This is a genomic window from Intrasporangium sp., assembly GCF_035280925.1.
Lineage (GTDB): Bacteria > Actinomycetota > Actinomycetes > Actinomycetales > Dermatophilaceae > Intrasporangium.
Genome location: NZ_DATEEY010000076.1, coordinates 50,000 through 65,305, shown reverse-complemented (window position 1 = coordinate 65,305; position 15,306 = coordinate 50,000). Strand labels below are relative to the sequence as shown.

Below are 15,306 nucleotides of genomic sequence, written 5' to 3'. Positions count from 1 at the left end.
GGGGAGATCCGGCAGGCCGCGGCGCGGTCGCCGGACGCCGTCGCCGTCGTCGACGAGGAGCGTGGGGAGATGACGTATGCCGCTCTGCTCGCCTCCAGCGAACGCGCGGCCCACGTGCTCCTGACCCTGGGACTCATGCCGCTCGTCTCCCGCCAGGCCCTGCCGCGCGAGGTCCGCATCGTCGACGAGCTGCCCCGCAACGCGACCGGCAAGGTCCTCGTCGACGAGCTGCGCAAGCAGTTCCTCGCCGACTGATCCAGCCCGCCGGTGGAGGTATTGCCTCGCTCTCTGGGGCGAGGCAATACCTCCAACCGAGGTTGGGGTCTGGGCGGCGGCAGGGCGGGTCAGGCGAGGGTGGCGATGATGTCGTTGAACGTCTGCGATGGGCGCATCACCGCGGCCACCTTGTCGGCGTCGGTCTTGTAGTAGCCGCCGATGTCGGCTGGCCGGCCCTGGACGGCGATGAGCTCGGCATCGATGGCCGCGGCCTGCTCGGCCAGCTGTGCGGCGACCTCCGTGAAGGCGTCGGCGAGCTCGGCATCCGCCGTCTGGCCGGCCAGCTCCTGCGCCCAGTAGAGGGCGAGATAGAAGTGGCTGCCGCGGTTGTCGATCTGGCCGACCCGGCGGGCGGGCGACTTGTTCTCGTCCAGCAGCTTCCCGGTGGCGCGGTCGAGCGCGTCGCCGAGGACCTTGGCGCGGGGGTTGTCCGTGACCTCCCCGAAGTGCTCGAGGCTGACGGCCAGGGCCAGGAACTCGCCGAGGCTGTCCCAACGCAGGTAGTTCTCGGCGACGAGCTGCTGCACGTGCTTCGGGGCCGAGCCGCCGGCACCGGTCTCGAAGAGTCCACCGCCCGCGATGAGCGGGACGACCGAGAGCATCTTGGCCGACGTCCCGAGCTCGAGGATCGGGAACAGGTCGGTGAGGTAGTCACGCAGCACGTTGCCGGTCACCGAGATGGTGTCCTCTCCCTTGCGGATCCGCTCCAGGGAGAAGGCGATCGCCTCGGTCGGCTTGAGGATCTGGATGTCGAGGCCCGACGTGTCGTGCTCACCGAGGTACTCCTTGACCTTGGCGATGAGGTTCGCGTCGTGGGCCCGGCCCTCGTCCAGCCAGAACACGGCCGGTACCCCCGTCGCCCGCGCGCGCGTCACCGCGAGCTTGACCCAGTCGCGGATCGGCACGTCCTTGGTCTGGCAGGCGCGCCAGATGTCACCGGTCGACACCTCGTGCTCGAGCAGCACGTCACCGGCGCCGTTCACGACCCGCACCACGCCGTCGGCCGCGATCTCGAAGGTCTTGTCGTGGCTGCCGTACTCCTCGGCCGCCTGCGCCATGAGTCCGACGTTGGCGACCGAGCCCATCGTGGCCGGGTCGAAGGCGCCGTTCGCGCGGCAGTCGTCGATGACGACCTGGTAGATCCCGGCGTAGGAGCTGTCCGGCAGGACCGCGAGGGTGTCCTGCTCCTCGCCTGCGGCGTTCCACATGTGGCCCGACGTGCGGATCATCGCCGGCATGGACGCGTCGACGATGACGTCGCTCGGGACGTGCAGGTTGGTGATGCCCTTGTCCGAGTTGACCATCGCGATGGCCGGCCCCTCCTCGAAGCCGGCCTTGACGGCCGCCTCGATCTCGGAGCGCTTGCCCTCCGGCAGGGCCTCGAGGGCCTTGAGGACGGCACCCAGCCCGTCGTTCGGAGAGGCGCCGACGGAAGCGAGCTCAGCGGCATACGTCTCGAAAACGCTTGGGAAGAAGGCGCGGACGGCGTGACCGAAGATGATGGGGTCGGAGACCTTCATCATCGTCGCCTTGAGGTGGACGGAGAACAGGACGCCCTCCTCCTTGGCGCGTGCCACCTGTGCGGTGAGGAACTCGCGGAGCGCGGCGACGTTCATGACCGTGCCGTCGACGACCTCGCCGGCGAGGACGGGCAGCGACTCCTTGAGCACCGTGGTGGTGCCATCAGGCGCCACGTGCTCGATGCGCAGCGTGTCGTCCTGGTCGAGGACCACGGACTCCTCGTTGTGGCGGAAGTCGCCGCCGTCCATCGTCGCGACGTTGGTCTCGCTGTCCGCGGACCACGCACCCATCGAGTGGGGGTGCCTGCGGGCGTAACTCTTCACGGAGGCGGGTGCGCGGCGGTCCGAGTTGCCCTCTCGCAGAACGGGGTTCACAGCTGATCCCTTGACCTTGTCGTAGGCCGCACGGGTGGCCTTCTCCTCGTCGGTCGTCGGGTTGTCCGGGTAGTCGGGGACGGCGTGGCCCTCGTCCTGGAGCTCCTTGACGGCCGCCTTGAGCTGCGGGATCGAGGCCGAGATGTTGGGCAGCTTGACGATGTTCGCCTCGGGTCGCTTGGCGAGCGCGCCGAGCTCTGCGAGCGCGTCGGGTGCCAGGTCGAACGCCGCGAGGATGCGGCCCGCGAGGGAGATGTCGCGCGTCTCGACCTCGACGCCCGCCTTGCCAGCGAACGCCTGGACGATCGGCAGCAGCGACGCCGTGGCGAGCGCGGGGGCCTCGTCGGTGTACGTGTAGATGATTGTTGAGTCCGTCACCTGAGCTCCATTCCGAGGTTTCTGAGAGAGATCATGAGAAATCTTGACATCAAGATATCGGATGAGTCGCCGCCTTGGGGACGCCCTCCCCATCCTGCCGGGGTGCCCTTCGCCACGCCAGAAGTGCTGGATGCCGTATGCCGCTGAGCTCGCTCCCGAACGCGGGTGGCCTTCGCGCGGGGTTGGGTCGCCTCGTGGACACTGAGGGAGTGACCGGGCTGTCCTTCGACCACGAGACCCTGCCGCAGCGCGTGGCCCTCGAGCGGGGTGGTGCGGCGAGCCGGGTCGCCGGCGAGGTCGCGCGACTCGGGGCACAGCGCATCATGGTCATCGCGTCCGACTCCGGGCCCACGCTCGACTCCCAGCCCACGCTCGACTCCGAGCCCACGCTCGACTCCGAGCCCACGCTCGACTCCCAGCCCACGCTCGTCGACCGGGTCACGTCCGGGCTGCCGGTCGCCCTGCGCTGGCGGGAGGTGCGTCAGCACGTTCCGGTTGAGCTCGCCGAACGGGCGCGCGCGGCGGCCGCCCAGGCTGCCGTCGACGTCATCGTCACCATCGGAGGAGGGTCCACGACGGGCCTCGGCAAGGCCGTCGCGATGACAAGCGGCCTGCCGATCGTCGCGGTCCCGACGACGTACGCCGGCTCGGAGGCCACCCCGGTGTGGGGCCTGACCGAGGGGCGCGTCAAGCGCACCGGGGTGGATCCGCGGGTGCTCCCCGTCGCGGTCGTCTACGACAGCGAGCTGTCGACGTCGCTGCCGGTAGACCTCAGTGTCGCGTCCGGCCTCAATGCCCTGGCGCATTGCGTCGACAGCCTGTGGGCGCCGCACGCCGACCCGATCAACCGGGCCCTTGGCCTCGAGGCGGCCCGCGCCCTCGCCGAGGGCCTGCCACTCGTCGTGGACGACCCGACCGGCGCACCGGGCCGGGACCAGGCGCTCTACGGGTGCTACCTGGCGGCGGTCGCGTTCGCCTCGGCCGGCTCGGGGATGCACCACAAGATCTGTCATGTGCTCGGCGGTGCCTACGACCTGCCCCACGCGCAGACCCACGCGATCGTCCTGCCACACGTCCTCGCCCACAACGCGCCGGCGGTCCCCCTGCTGGCCGCCCGTCTCGCCGCAGCCCTGGGGCAGCCCGTCGCCGACGCTCGAACTGGTCCGGTTGCCGCGGTCGACGCGCTTGCTGCGTTGTACGACCGGCTCGAGGCACCCCGCGCCCTGCGAGACCACGGCCTGGCCGAGGGCGACCTCCCCGACGCCGTCGAACGCTGCCTGCCCGCCATCCCGGAGTCCAACCCGGCTCCGGTCACGACCGAGTCCGTGTCCGAGCTGCTCCATGCAGCCTGGGCGGGGCTTCCCGCAACCGCCAGGAGCGACCGATGACCCCCTCGACCGGCCCCGCCGAGCCGGGACCAGCCCAGCCGCCCGCCGTCTCACCCGAGCAATCCGCTCGCGAGCAGGCGCTCGTCGACGAGGTCGTCGCCTCGTTCGCCGGTGCCGAGTCGCCCCGCCTGCGCCAGCTCATGCAGGCCCTCACCCGTCACCTGCACGCGTTCGTGCGCGAGGCCCGTCTGACGGAGGAGGAGTGGTCGGCTGCCGTGGAGTTCCTCACGGCGGCCGGCCACATCACGGACGACAAGCGCCAGGAGTTCATCCTGCTCTCGGACGTCCTCGGTCTCTCGATGCAGACGATCGCGGTGAACAACGAGGCCGTCGGCGACGCGACCGAGGCGACGGTGTTCGGCCCGTTCTTCGTCGAGGGCGCGCCCCGGATCGAGCAGGGCGGCGACCTTGCGTTCGGGGCCAAGGGTCAGCCGTGCTGGGTCGAGGGCCGCGTCTCAGACACGTCCGGCCGCCCGATCGCGGGTGCGCGGATCGACGTGTGGGAGGCCGACGCGGACGGCTGCTACGACGTGCAGTACGGCGACGACCGGACCGCCGCCCGGGGCCAACTGTTCACGGACGAGGACGGTGGCTACCGCTTCTGGGCCGTCACTCCGACGCCCTACCCGATCCCTCACGACGGGCCGGTCGGGCGGATGCTCCAGGCCGTCGGCCGCTCGCCGATGCGAGCGGCGCACCTGCACTTCATGGTCGCTGCGGAGGGACACCGGACGCTCGTGACGCACATCTTCGTGGCCGGCGACGAATACCTCACGCACGACAGCGTCTTCGGGGTCAAGGAATCCCTCGTCAGGGACTTCGCGGTCCAGCCCCCGGGGACGCCGACTCCCGACGGGCGCGAGCTCGGCGACACGGAGTGGGCACGGACTCGCTTCGACGTCGTCCTCGCCACCGTGCCTGCGAGCCCTCACTAGGGTGGCCGGGTGACGAACGACCCCGAGGCCCAGCCCATCGACCCCTCGACCGCGCGCCACCTCGACCGGCGCCTCACCGGGATCCAGCGGGAGGCCCGGCTGCCGTCTGCCGCTGCCGGCATCGTGCGCGACGGCCGCCTCGTCTGGGGTCACGCTGTCGGCACCCTCGACGGCCGGCTCGGAGGCGAGCCGGCCGACCTCGACACGCAGTACCGGATGGGCTCCATCACCAAGCCTTTCGTCGCGGTCGCGGTGATGCGGCTGCGCGACGCCGGTCTGCTCGATCTCGAGGACCGGTTCGAGGAGCACGTGCCGGGGTCACAGGTGGGACGGGCCACGATCGCGCAGCTGTTGTCGCACGCTGCCGGCATCCAGGCGGAGACGAACGGGCCGTGGTGGGAGCGGACCCCCGGTGCGTCCTGGGACGAGCTCGCCGCGTCACCGGTGGTCCAGCGGTTCCCCGCGGGCCGGCGGTTCCACTACACGAACGTCGGGTACGGAGCGCTCGGCGAGCTGCTGGCTCGCGCGCACGGTGTCGACTGGTTCGAGGTCGTGCGGCGGGACCTGCTCGAGCCGCTCGGCATGGACCGCACGACGACGCGGCCGTCGGGCAAGGCGGCGCCCGGCTGGGCGGTGCATCCGTTCGCCGACGTGCTGCTGCCCGAGCCGGAGCACGACGGCGGCGCGATGGGGCCGGCCGGACAGCTGTGGACCACGGTGGAGGACCTCGCCACGTGGGCCGCCTTCCTCGGTGGTGACACGGGCGACGTGCTCGCTCGCGACACCCTCGACGAGATGCTGGAGCCGCACGTGGTCGGGGACAACCCGGGCCAGCCGTGGACGTCCGCGCACGGGCTGGGGTGGCAGGTGTGGAACATCGAGGGCCGGCGACTGGCCGGGCACGGCGGTTCCATGCCGGGCTTCCTCGCGGGGCTGCGGGTCGACCTCGAGTCGGGGGACGGACTGGTCGCCTTCACGAACTCCACCGCCGGACCCTTCGGCCCGCAGGTCGCCCCGCTGCTCACCGAGTTCATGGATCGCGAGCCGAAGTCCCAGGAGCCCTGGCACGCGGCGGGTGACCCAGCCGTGCTGGAGCTGGTCGGCATGTGGCACTGGGGCCCGGCCGTGACGGTGGCGAAGGTGGTCGGCGAGCACCTCGTCCTCGGCGAGCCGGGCGAGGGGCGTGGCGCGCGGTTCGAGCGAGTCGGCCCCGACGAGTGGGTGGGCCTCGACGGTTACTACACCGGGGAGCCACTGCGGATGATCCGCCGCGGCGACGGCACGGTCTCACACCTCGACCTCGCGTCGTTCCGCTTCACCCGCACGCCCTACGACCCCGAGGCCGACGTCCCCGGCGGTGTCGACGAGGCCGGCTGGCGCTAGGAGCGGCCGGGGTCCCCGTCGAGCGTGCACTTCGCGCCAGGCGCCGCCGGGGTCCCGGTCGAGTGTGCACTTCGCGCCGAGTGGCCGCGGGCGCGGACTGCACACTTGACGAAGAGCGGGCCCAGCGGCATACGGCCGGAGGGGTGGCTGGCAGTAGGCGCCGCCGAGGTCCCCGTCGAGTGTGCGCTTCGCGCCGAGTGGCCGCGGGCGCGGACTGCACACTCGACGCGGTGCGAGCCCAGCGGCATACGGCCTGAGGGGACGGCCCGCGCGCGGACTGCACACTCGACGAGGAGGGTCGCTTCAGCGCGACCGGGCGATCATGGCCTCGATGCCGTCGAGCAACAACGTCAGGCCGCGGTCGAACTCCTCCACGTAGAAGTCCTCGTCGTCGTCATCGAGGGCTTCGGGGGCCGCGCCGGCGAGGTTCGGAAAGCGTTCCGGGTCGATGAGCTGCCCGATGATCGCGAGGTAGTTGGCCTGGGCTGAGTCGGGCTCGGGGTGCCCCACCAGGCCCATCTGGTTCGACTGGCGGACGTGGTTCTGGCTCCAGACATCGATGGCGAGCATGGCCGACAGCCGCTGCTGGCTGCTGAGCGGCGTCCCGGCCAGGGCCTCGAGCCCGGCCTCCATCCACGCGAGGGCATTGGGGGTCAGTGGTGGCGCGACCTGGGTCAACTCCACGGTCCACGGGTGAGCCATACGCCGGTCAGCAATCTGCTTGGCCCACAGCGAGATCCGGGCGCGCCAGTCCAAGCCGCTGTAGTTCACGGCCGGCGGTCCATAGGCGACGTGGAGCATGACCGCCTGCAGGTCCTCCTTGCTGTCCACGTATCGGTAGAGCGACATGGTGGTGAACCCGACGGCCTCGGCGACGCACTTCATCGAGACGGCGCCCAGACCCTGGCGGTCGGCGATGGCGTTGGCCGCCGCGCCGATCTCCTCGATGCTGCGGCCCGGCTTGGGCCCGCGGCGACCTTCCGGCTCGCGGCCCCAGAGGAGCTGGAGGTAGCGCGGCAGCGGGGTCATGAGGCGAGTGTAACTAAGTGCTTGCGTCATACGCAGTTCCACTTTAGTTTTGGTGTGCGGCATAAACACTATGCTGCCTACACAGTTAGGTTCTGCCATGGCATCCTCCACTGCCGGACGCCGCGAGTGGACCGCACTCGCCGTCCTCTGCCTGCCACTGCTCCTCGTCTCCATGGACGTGTCGGTGCTCTTCTTCGCCGTGCCGAGTATCGCGGCGGCGCTCGAGCCGACCGCCACCCAGCTGCTGTGGATCTTCGACATCTACGGCTTCGTCCTCGCCGGGCTGCTCCTGACCATGGGCAACGTGGCCGATCGCATCGGTCGTCGCCGGCTGCTGCTGCTGGGTGCGGTGGCGTTCGGCGCGGCCTCGGTGCTCGCGGCCTACGCGCCGAGCGCCGAGTGGCTCATCCTCGCGCGTGCTCTGCTCGGCGTGGGCGGGTCGACGCTCATGCCGAGCACGCTCGCCATCATCCGCAACGTCTTCGCTGATCCCGCTCAGCGCGCCAAGGCGGTCGGAGTCTGGTCGGCCGTCCTGGCGGGCGGCGTCGGACTGGGCCCGGTCGTCGCGGGTTTCCTCCTCGAGCACTACTGGTGGGGCTCCGTCTTCCTCATCAACGTGCCGTTCATGCTGCTCCTGCTCGTGATCGGCCCCGCGCTGCTCCCCGAGTCCCGCAACGAGGCGGCACGGGTCGACCTGCTCAGCTCGCTTCTCTCCCTGGCCGCGATCCTGCCGACCATCCAGGCGCTCAAGGAGTTCGCGGCTGACGGCTGGGCCCCGGAACTGCTCGCGTACCTTGCCGTTGGGGTTGCCGCCGCCCTGGTCTTCCTGTGGCGGCAGGGGGTCGTGCCCTCGCCGATGGTCGACCTCGCCCTTTTCCGGGTCAAGGGCTTCGGCGGCTCTGTCGCGATCCAGGTCATCGGCATGTTCGGGATGATGGGCAGCGCGATCATCACCACCCAGTACATCCAGTCCGTGCTCGGCCACAGCGCACTCGAGGCGGCTCTCTGGAGCCTGGTTCCCTCCCTCGTCGTCGGCGGCGCAGCGCCCACTGCTGCCGTCCTCGCCGCGCGTGTCGGGCGACCACCGGTGATGGCCGGAGCGTTCGTCGTGGCCGCACTGGGGTTCGCCGGCATGCGGTTCGCCGGGGTGGACTCGAGCATCTGGGTCGTGCTGGTGGCTGCGTCCCTCGTCGCCATCGGGCTCGTCGCCGTCGTCACGCTCGTGACCGAGTACGCCATTGGTGTCGCACCGGAGGACCGGGCGGGCTCGGTGTCGGCTCTCGTCGAGACGGCGAGTGAGTTCGGCGGGGCGCTCGGGATGGCTGTGCTCGGCAGTGTCCTTGCGGCGGTCTACGGCTCGCGCCTGTCGGAGCTCTTGCCACCGGGGCTGCCGGCCGAGGCCTCGGCCGCAGCAGAAGAGACCTTGGGTGGCGCCACGGTCGTGGCCGAGCAGCTCAGCGGTCCAGTGGGTGCGGCAGTCCTCGGCGCGGCGCGGTCGGCGTACGTCTCGGGCATGCATCTCGCAGTGCTGGTCGCCGTGGGCGCGGCGCTCCTCGGGGCGCTCGTCGCGCTGATCGCCCTGCCGCGCAAGCCGATCGATCAGGGGGAGGGCGTCGATGCGCCCACCCCCATTCGGGTGGCCCGCCGCTGATTCAGCCGCGGAGGCGCACCGAGAGGCAGGTGACGCAGCCCTCGAGCTTCTCGAACTCCGAGATGTCGACGAGGGTCACGTCGTGTCCCTGGCTCTGCAAGAGGTGCGCCGTCCGCGGCGCGGCCGCCGACATGAGGACGGACAGGCCGCCGAGCAGGACGACGTGGGCGCCTGCTGGCTCGGGAACCGTCAGGAAGTCGGGCCACCGGCGCGCATCGTCGACCGTCGCCTCGTGCCCGATGACCGTGCCCAGTGGAAGGGCCGTGACCGCCGACTTGAGGTGCAGCGTCCGAGTGACCGGCACCCGATGAACCCCGAGGCGAAAGCCGGTCGGTGCAACTTTCAGCGCCTGCTCCAGCTGGGCGATCCCCGCCTCGTTGGAGCGGCCACCGATCCCGACCCAGACATCGCGGCCCCACTTGAGCACATCACCGCCGTCCAGCGTGCCGGGCGGCTCGATCGACACGCAGTGGTAGCCGACCGGCTCCAGCACCTCCCGGAGACCAGCCTGCTCGGCTCGACGCGCCGGCGCGCCCGAGCGGCACAGGACGGCGACGTCGCCGAACACGACGACCTGGTCCTCGACGAAGACGCCGTCCGGGCAGTCGTCGGCGGCGGGGGCCTCGAGAACGTCCCAACCTCGACGCTCCAGTGCGGCGCAGTACTCCTCCCACTGCCGCACTGCGAGATCGGCGTCGACCGACGGCGACCGCTCGACGTGGGTGACGATCCCGTCCGCGAGCCGGGGTGAAGGACGCCGGACGAGGGCGAGGCGACGATGCACCAGGCGAGCCTACGCGTTCCCCGGAGGACAGCCCCGGAGACGGTGGCGAGATGCCCTACGCCGGAAGGGTGCCCCGAACGAGACTGTCGCCCGAGTGCTCGGGTTGGTCGTCGAAGGGCTCGCGAGAGATGTCCACGATGACGTAGCCCTGGTCGAGCAGGTCCTGGCTGATGGGGAACTGGCCCGTCTCGGCGTCGAGGACTCCGATCGACACCATGCGCTTGCCGTCGCCGTTGATGAGCCAGACCTCGAGGTAGCCGTCGCCGGCATCGAGGGCGCTCGTGGTCGCGACGTCGAGCTTGACCCCGGAGTCGGTGCGGATCACGGTCGCTTCGCCGAGGAGCTGCTGCGTGTCGAGTGTGCCGAGCTCGACCTGGGCGACCTGCGTCGCCGGCGGCGCAGCCTCGTCCCAGACGGCTCGCCCAGCGAGCAGGCCGACCACCAAGCCCGCAGCGGCCAGTCCGGCTGCCCAGGGCCACACTCGCCCGCGCTGACGGATCGCTCGCTCGGGTCTGCGCGCCCCGATCGGGACGACGCCCCCCACGTCGGCGGCGACCGTCGCAGCGATCCGGTCCCAGACGCGAGGCGGCGGGCTCTCCCACCCGTCTGGCTCGCGGAGGGCCGATCGGCTGCCCGAGACGAGGACGGCGGTGCGCCGGAGCTCGGCCACGGTGCGGGCGCACTCCTCGCAGCCTCCGAGGTGCTCACGGGTTGCCAGTCCGTCGAGGTCGAGCGCTGCGTCGGCGAGCCGCTCGTCATCAGGGTGAGACACGATCCACCTCCTTGAGTCTCTCTCGTAGCTGAAGCAGGCCCCGCCGGATGTGGCTCTTGACCGTGCCGAGCGGAAGTCCGAGCGCCTCCGCAATGTCGTCGTGAGACCGGTCCTCGAGGAAGGCCATCCGGATCACCGCGGCCCGTGGGTCGCCCATCCGCTCGAGCTCGTGGACGACGAGGAGGCGCTGGGCCCATTCGGCGTCGTCGGTGACCGGAGGTGTCGCCGCCGACTCGAGGGCCACGGCCTGCAGGTTGCGGTGGTTGCGGTACCGCTGGGTGCGCAGGTCGGCGATCCGGTGCCTGGTGATTCCCACGAGCCAGGCCTGGATGCTGCCATGCTCCGGTCGGAAGGTGTGCCGGCCGTGCCACGCAGAGACGAAGACCTGTTGGGTGACGTCTTCTGCGTCGGCCGGGTCGCCCAGTGAGCGCAGGGCGATCGTGTGGACCAGGCTCGACCAGAGCCGGTAGATCTCGGCCAGCGCGTCGGTAGAGCCGACGGCCAGGGCCTGGGCCAGCTCGCCGGTGTCGGCTCCGGGCTCGTCGTGGACGGGCACGGAGACACCATATACAGCGGCAATCATCAGAGCGGGACCCCGACGACGACGAGGTTCGCCTCGTACGTGCGCGTCGCCGGGTCGAAGCGGCCGCCGCACGTGACCACGTGGAGGCGGGCCGGACCGGTCCTGTCGAAGATGGCCTCGAGGTCGAGCCCCTCCTTCTCGAGCCGCGTGACCTGGACGACGCGATACCGCCGCACGTTCGAGCCGGAGCGAACGGTGAGCAGGTCGCCTCTGCTCAGCCGTTCGAGGCGCGCCGCCGGACCGGTGCCGAAGTCCGGCATGTCGCGGTGGGCGGCGAGGACGGTGGCACCCTCCGTGTCCCCCGGTCGGGGGCCGTACTCGTACCAGCCCATGAGGGCAGGACTCGGTGGCAGAGCCATCTGCCCATCCGTGGCGACGCCCACCGGCCGCACGCGCATCGAGATCCCGACGCTCTCGACCTCGAAGCGTGCCGGGGGCGGAAGCGCCGGGGCCGGCGCGTCGCCCAGCCGGGCGTCGCGCGCGGCCGTGTGCGCGGCCGTCTTCCCCAGCGGCTCCTGCGGCGGCCCGGTGGACGGCGGTGTGGTGGGGCTCGTCGTCGGCGATGGCTCGGTCGGGTGAGCCAGTGCGGAAGCGGTCACCGCAGCGGAGGTCCCGCCCGGCTCAGGCGCGGCCTCGGATGGATGGGTCAACCACCCCGCTGCGGTGCCCGCGAGGAGGGCGGCGGCCGCGGCGGCCGCCACCCTCGCTCTCGAGCCGGACGCCGTCATGTCAGGCGCGGGACGTCGCCCGACGGCGCGTCACCAGGACCATGCCACCGGCGAGCGCGGCGGACCCCGCGATGAGGGCGTTGCGGCCGGCGTCGTTGGAGCTGGTTCCGCCACCGGCCGGCACGCCGTCGGGGGCCGAGTGCATGCCGCTCACGGTCTGCACCGCGAGGTCCAGGCTGTCCTGGTCCGCGCTGCCCCAGGCGTAGACGATGGTGTTCGTCCCCTCCTTGAGCTCGACGTCCGCCGGGCCGATCGCGACCGTGTCGGTGCCGGCCAGGACGACGTCGGCCGAGATGGTGCCAGCCGGCAGCTCGGTCTTGACCTCGTTCGGGTTCGTCAGGCCCTCGAAGGCGACGTCGCCGTTGGCGCGCACGTCGACGGCCGGGGCGGCTGCCGTGTGGCGGACGGTGATGCGGGCCTGACCCGCGTCGATGGGGGCCGTGTCGTTGACGAAGGGCGTGAGGACCGGGCTGCCCGAGGCGTCGAGATGCGCGACCACGGTGATGTTGGCGCCCGCGGGGACCGCGACGTCGTTCGCCTCGATGACCGCGTCCCCGTCCGCGCCTGCACCGGCAGCGGTGACCTTGAGGTCGTACTCGCCGGCCGGCAGCTTGACCGGGTCCGTGAGGGTGCCGGGCGCGAAGTCGGTGAGCAGCGAGTCGCCGTTGGCGTAGACGTCGACGGTCGCTCCGGGAACGCCGTGCAGGATCGAGACGCTGGCCTCGTCTGCTGCGTGGGCCGGCAGCGCGAAGGCGGCCGGGGCGAGCGCCAGGGTGAGGACGGCGGAGGTGCGCAGGATCTTCATGAGGGTGTCCTTCCGGGACGGGAGATCGGTTCGGTCTTCGAACCGGACGGGTCTGGTGACCGTCCTGCCCCTACTTCCGTCGGGGAAGCAACCTTGGATGCACCTTCGACAAAGATTCTTCAAACAATTTACAGATGCCGTATGCCGCTGAGCTCTTCCGCGCTCCTCCGCGCTCAGCGACCCGTGGGGAGCGGGCGGGCAACGCCTCGGCCGTGCGGCCCGAGCGCGTGCAGGCGCGCGCCATGACCACGTCCTCGGTGTCCTCCGGTCACCCGAGCCGCCCTTGCGGCCTGCGCCGTCGATACCAGGCGGTCGCGACCAGGACCACGACTGCCGCGGCCCCCGCCGCGATCGCGGTGGCGGTGGAGCGCGGCTCGTCGGCGAAGCGGCCAAAGGCGATCCAGCCAAAGCCCCAGGCCAGGGCGAGCCCCACGGCCCAGCGGCCGCCGAGGCGACGGGCGAGGAGGACCCCGGCCGTCGCCACCACGGCCACCACCGCCACGGCGACGAACGGGTTGTCGTCCACGCCCAGGTCGAGGTCGGAGCTGATGACCGCAGCGGCGAGGTTGGCGGCCGTCGCGACGGTCACCCAGCCGAGATAGAGCCCGAACGTGCCGTCGACGACGATGCGCTCCAGGACTCCGGACGCCGGCTCGCGGCCCAGGCGGGACACGAGCACGAGGAGGTTCACGAACAGTGCCACGATGACGACCAGGCTGGCCCAGACCCAGTCAGCCTGGGTGACGAGCAGCCACGTCGCGTTGAGCGCCATGGAGGCTGCGGCCAGCCAGCCGGTCCGTCGCGTTCGCTCACGGGAGGCGTTTCGCGGCAGGAACTGCCACACGGTGTACGCCAGCAGTCCCAGGTAGATCGGCGTCCAGATCGAGAAGGCCGGCCCCGCCGGTGCGACGAGTGTTGCCTCGTCCGACAGTGCGCCACCGGCGGACTCCTCGACGCGTTGTCCGAGGACGCCGGTCCCGACGAGCGTGCCGACGATGCAGAAGAGCTCCGCGGCCACGACCGTGACGCGCCGCAGCTGGTCGGTGCTGGTCAAGGTGCGGTCATGGGCGCCCGCCGTGGCAGCGGAGGCACCCCGGGTTCGCGCCGATCGGGCTGGTGATGGCATGGCTGCCGAGTACCCGCAGGGGCAGGTCGCCAACCAGCTGAGCGAGGTGCCCCGATCGAGACGCGGGCCTTGGACGATCGGCACGCCCAGGAAGAAGGCCATGGACTCGGTGGCCCCGCCTCGCCCATGGCGCGATGCTGGAGGTGAGGCATCCGGAGCGGGGTGCACCGATGGCGCGGAGGAGGCCGCCGAGGATGGTGTTCGCTGATCGGGTCGATGCTGGTGCCCAGCTCGCGACGCGGCTGGAGTCCTTCCGCGGGCAGGACGCCGTCGTCCTCGGCCTGCCCCGTGGAGGCGTGCCAGTTGCTGCCGAGGTGGCCAAGGCGCTCGACCTGCCCCTCGACGTCATCGTGGTCCGCAAGCTGGGTGTCCCCCACCAGCCCGAGCTCGCGATGGGTGCCATCGGCGAGGATGGTGCCCAGTTCCTCAACCGGAACCTCATCGGCCGGGGCAGGATCACCTCCGCCGACGTCGAATCGGTCGAGGGTCGTGAACGGGAGATGCTCAACGCCCGCGTGGCGCGCCTGCGGCGTGGACAGGCGCGGATCGACCTGCGCGACAAGGTGGCGATCGTCGTCGACGACGGCGTCGCGACGGGCGCCACTGCTCGGGTCGCCTGCGGGGTGGCCCGCCAGCTCGGTGCCGCCCGGGTGGTGCTCGCCGTCCCGGTCGTGGCGGCCCAGGCGGCTCGCGAGCTGGCGGCGGGACCCGAGGTGGACGAGGTCGTCGCCGTCTCGGCGCCCAGGTCCTTCCGCGCCGTGGGGGCCCACTACCGGGACTTCTCCCCGACGACCGACGACGAGGTCGGTAGCCTGCTCGAGCAGGCACGTGAACGGGCGCTCACAGCAGCGGGGTCATCGGACGGCGACGCGGACGAGGACGTCGTCATTCCCGCCGGGTCCGTGTCGATCGAGGGTCATCTCACCGTGCCTGCCGGAGCCCGCGGAGTCGTCGTCTTCGCGCACGGCAGCGGTAGCAGCCGGCACAGCCCCCGCAACGTCTACGTCGCCCGGGTGCTCCAGGCGGCGGGGCTGGGGACGCTGCTCATCGACCTGCTGACCACCACGGAGGAGCGGGACCGCGCCAACGTCTTCGACATCGAGCTGCTCGCCGGGCGGTTGGTCGCGGCGACCCGTTGGCTGGGCGGTCGGGCCGACACGGGTGGTTACGGCTATGGCTACTTCGGGGCGAGCACCGGGGCCGGCGCAGCTCTGTGGGCCGCCGCCGAACCGGGCAACCAGATCGCCGCGGTCGTCTCGCGTGGCGGGCGCCCGGACCTGGCGGCCGCGAGGCTGGGGACCGTGCGGGCGCCCAGCCTGCTCATCGTCGGCAGCCGCGACGACGTCGTCATCGACCTCAACCGCAAGGCGCAGAGCCTGATGACGGAGTGCGACACCGAGCTCGTCCTCGTCGAGGGAGCCACCCACCTGTTCGAGGAGCCGGGCGCCCTCGCCGAGGCCGCCAGCCACGCGCGGACCTGGTTCGTCCGGCACCTGCCGAGCTCAGCGGCATACGGCCACCATGGAGTTGACCCTCACGCGACGTGAGGCGCCACGCTCGTGCCATGACCGGA

13 protein-coding genes and 1 pseudogene are annotated in these 15,306 nt (G+C 71.4%); 6 read left to right on the top strand and 8 right to left on the bottom strand.

Features of this window, described 5'->3' with window-relative positions; all coding sequences use genetic code 11:
* A pseudogene (locus tag VJN29_RS08080) lies at positions 1-255 on the top strand (hypothetical protein); the annotation flags it as partial.
* Between the two features lie 89 nt (positions 256-344).
* Here VJN29_RS08080 and VJN29_RS08075 read toward each other — a convergent pair.
* The gene (locus VJN29_RS08075; protein ID WP_324143111.1) at positions 345-2,549 is read right to left on the bottom strand and encodes an NADP-dependent isocitrate dehydrogenase; all 2,205 of its coding nucleotides are present in this window, start codon (positions 2,547-2,549) and stop codon (positions 345-347) included.
* 194 nt (positions 2,550-2,743) lie between these two features.
* Between VJN29_RS08075 and VJN29_RS08070 the strand changes: the two genes are divergently transcribed.
* The 3 genes from VJN29_RS08070 to VJN29_RS08060 are packed head-to-tail and all read left to right on the top strand — an operon-like array spanning position 2,744 to position 6,255.
* Positions 2,744-3,937, top strand: coding sequence for a maleylacetate reductase (locus VJN29_RS08070; RefSeq protein WP_324143110.1), 1,194 nt, complete (start codon positions 2,744-2,746; stop codon positions 3,935-3,937).
* Positions 3,934-4,872, top strand: a complete 939-nt coding sequence (locus tag VJN29_RS08065; RefSeq protein ID WP_324143109.1) for an intradiol ring-cleavage dioxygenase — start codon at positions 3,934-3,936, stop codon at positions 4,870-4,872. The genes VJN29_RS08070 and VJN29_RS08065 overlap by 4 nt, the downstream gene beginning before the upstream one ends.
* A 9-nt stretch (positions 4,873-4,881) precedes the next feature.
* The gene (locus VJN29_RS08060; RefSeq protein ID WP_324143108.1) at positions 4,882-6,255 is read left to right on the top strand and encodes a serine hydrolase domain-containing protein; all 1,374 of its coding nucleotides are present in this window, start codon (positions 4,882-4,884) and stop codon (positions 6,253-6,255) included.
* A 303-nt stretch (positions 6,256-6,558) separates the two neighbouring features.
* On the opposite strand, the gene VJN29_RS08055 is transcribed toward VJN29_RS08060, so the two are convergent.
* Positions 6,559-7,284 (bottom strand): TetR/AcrR family transcriptional regulator, encoded by a 726-nt coding sequence (locus VJN29_RS08055; RefSeq protein WP_324143107.1) that lies wholly within the window; start codon positions 7,282-7,284, stop codon positions 6,559-6,561.
* Between the two features lie 97 nt (positions 7,285-7,381).
* Between VJN29_RS08055 and VJN29_RS08050 the strand changes: the two genes are divergently transcribed.
* Positions 7,382-8,935, top strand: a complete 1,554-nt coding sequence (locus tag VJN29_RS08050; protein ID WP_324143106.1) for an MFS transporter — start codon at positions 7,382-7,384, stop codon at positions 8,933-8,935.
* 1 nt (position 8,936) lies between these two features.
* On the opposite strand, the gene ddaH is transcribed toward VJN29_RS08050, so the two are convergent.
* The 6 genes from ddaH to VJN29_RS08020 all read right to left on the bottom strand — a co-directional run bounded on the left by ddaH (position 8,937) and on the right by VJN29_RS08020 (position 13,661).
* Positions 8,937-9,719 (bottom strand): dimethylargininase, encoded by a 783-nt coding sequence (ddaH, locus tag VJN29_RS08045; RefSeq protein WP_324143105.1) that lies wholly within the window; start codon positions 9,717-9,719, stop codon positions 8,937-8,939.
* 55 nt (positions 9,720-9,774) lie between these two features.
* Positions 9,775-10,491 (bottom strand): anti-sigma factor, encoded by a 717-nt coding sequence (locus VJN29_RS08040; RefSeq protein ID WP_324143104.1) that lies wholly within the window; start codon positions 10,489-10,491, stop codon positions 9,775-9,777.
* Positions 10,478-11,047, bottom strand: coding sequence for an RNA polymerase sigma factor (locus tag VJN29_RS08035; RefSeq protein WP_324143103.1), 570 nt, complete (start codon positions 11,045-11,047; stop codon positions 10,478-10,480). The genes VJN29_RS08040 and VJN29_RS08035 overlap by 14 nt, the downstream gene beginning before the upstream one ends.
* Before the next feature lie 26 nt (positions 11,048-11,073).
* Positions 11,074-11,802 (bottom strand): class F sortase, encoded by a 729-nt coding sequence (locus VJN29_RS08030; protein ID WP_324143102.1) that lies wholly within the window; start codon positions 11,800-11,802, stop codon positions 11,074-11,076.
* 1 nt (position 11,803) lies between these two features.
* Positions 11,804-12,607 (bottom strand): DUF4397 domain-containing protein, encoded by an 804-nt coding sequence (locus VJN29_RS08025; protein WP_324143101.1) that lies wholly within the window; start codon positions 12,605-12,607, stop codon positions 11,804-11,806.
* Between the two features lie 268 nt (positions 12,608-12,875).
* Positions 12,876-13,661: a TspO/MBR family protein gene (locus tag VJN29_RS08020; protein ID WP_324143100.1), complete on the bottom strand. Its 786-nt coding sequence runs from the start codon at positions 13,659-13,661 to the stop codon at positions 12,876-12,878.
* Positions 13,662-13,927: 266 nt separating this feature from the next.
* Between VJN29_RS08020 and VJN29_RS08015 the strand changes: the two genes are divergently transcribed.
* On the top strand, positions 13,928-15,280 hold the full coding sequence (locus VJN29_RS08015) for a phosphoribosyltransferase family protein (protein ID WP_324143099.1): 1,353 nt from the start codon (positions 13,928-13,930) through the stop codon (positions 15,278-15,280).
* Positions 15,281-15,306 lie beyond the last annotated feature (26 nt).

What these genes read in the sequence shown, in the direction of transcription:
- VJN29_RS08050 (WP_324143106.1), top strand. Translation starts at nt 7,382, where the DNA reads ATGGCATCCTCCACTGCCGGACGCCGCGAGTGGACCGCACTCGCCGTC.
- VJN29_RS08055 (WP_324143107.1), bottom strand. Translation starts at nt 7,284, where the DNA reads ATGACCCCGCTGCCGCGCTACCTCCAGCTCCTCTGGGGCCGCGAGCCG.
- VJN29_RS08025 (WP_324143101.1), bottom strand. Translation starts at nt 12,607, where the DNA reads ATGAAGATCCTGCGCACCTCCGCCGTCCTCACCCTGGCGCTCGCCCCG.
- VJN29_RS08065 (WP_324143109.1), top strand. Translation starts at nt 3,934, where the DNA reads ATGACCCCCTCGACCGGCCCCGCCGAGCCGGGACCAGCCCAGCCGCCC.
- VJN29_RS08030 (WP_324143102.1), bottom strand. Translation starts at nt 11,802, where the DNA reads ATGACGGCGTCCGGCTCGAGAGCGAGGGTGGCGGCCGCCGCGGCCGCC.
- VJN29_RS08015 (WP_324143099.1), top strand. Translation starts at nt 13,928, where the DNA reads ATGGTGTTCGCTGATCGGGTCGATGCTGGTGCCCAGCTCGCGACGCGG.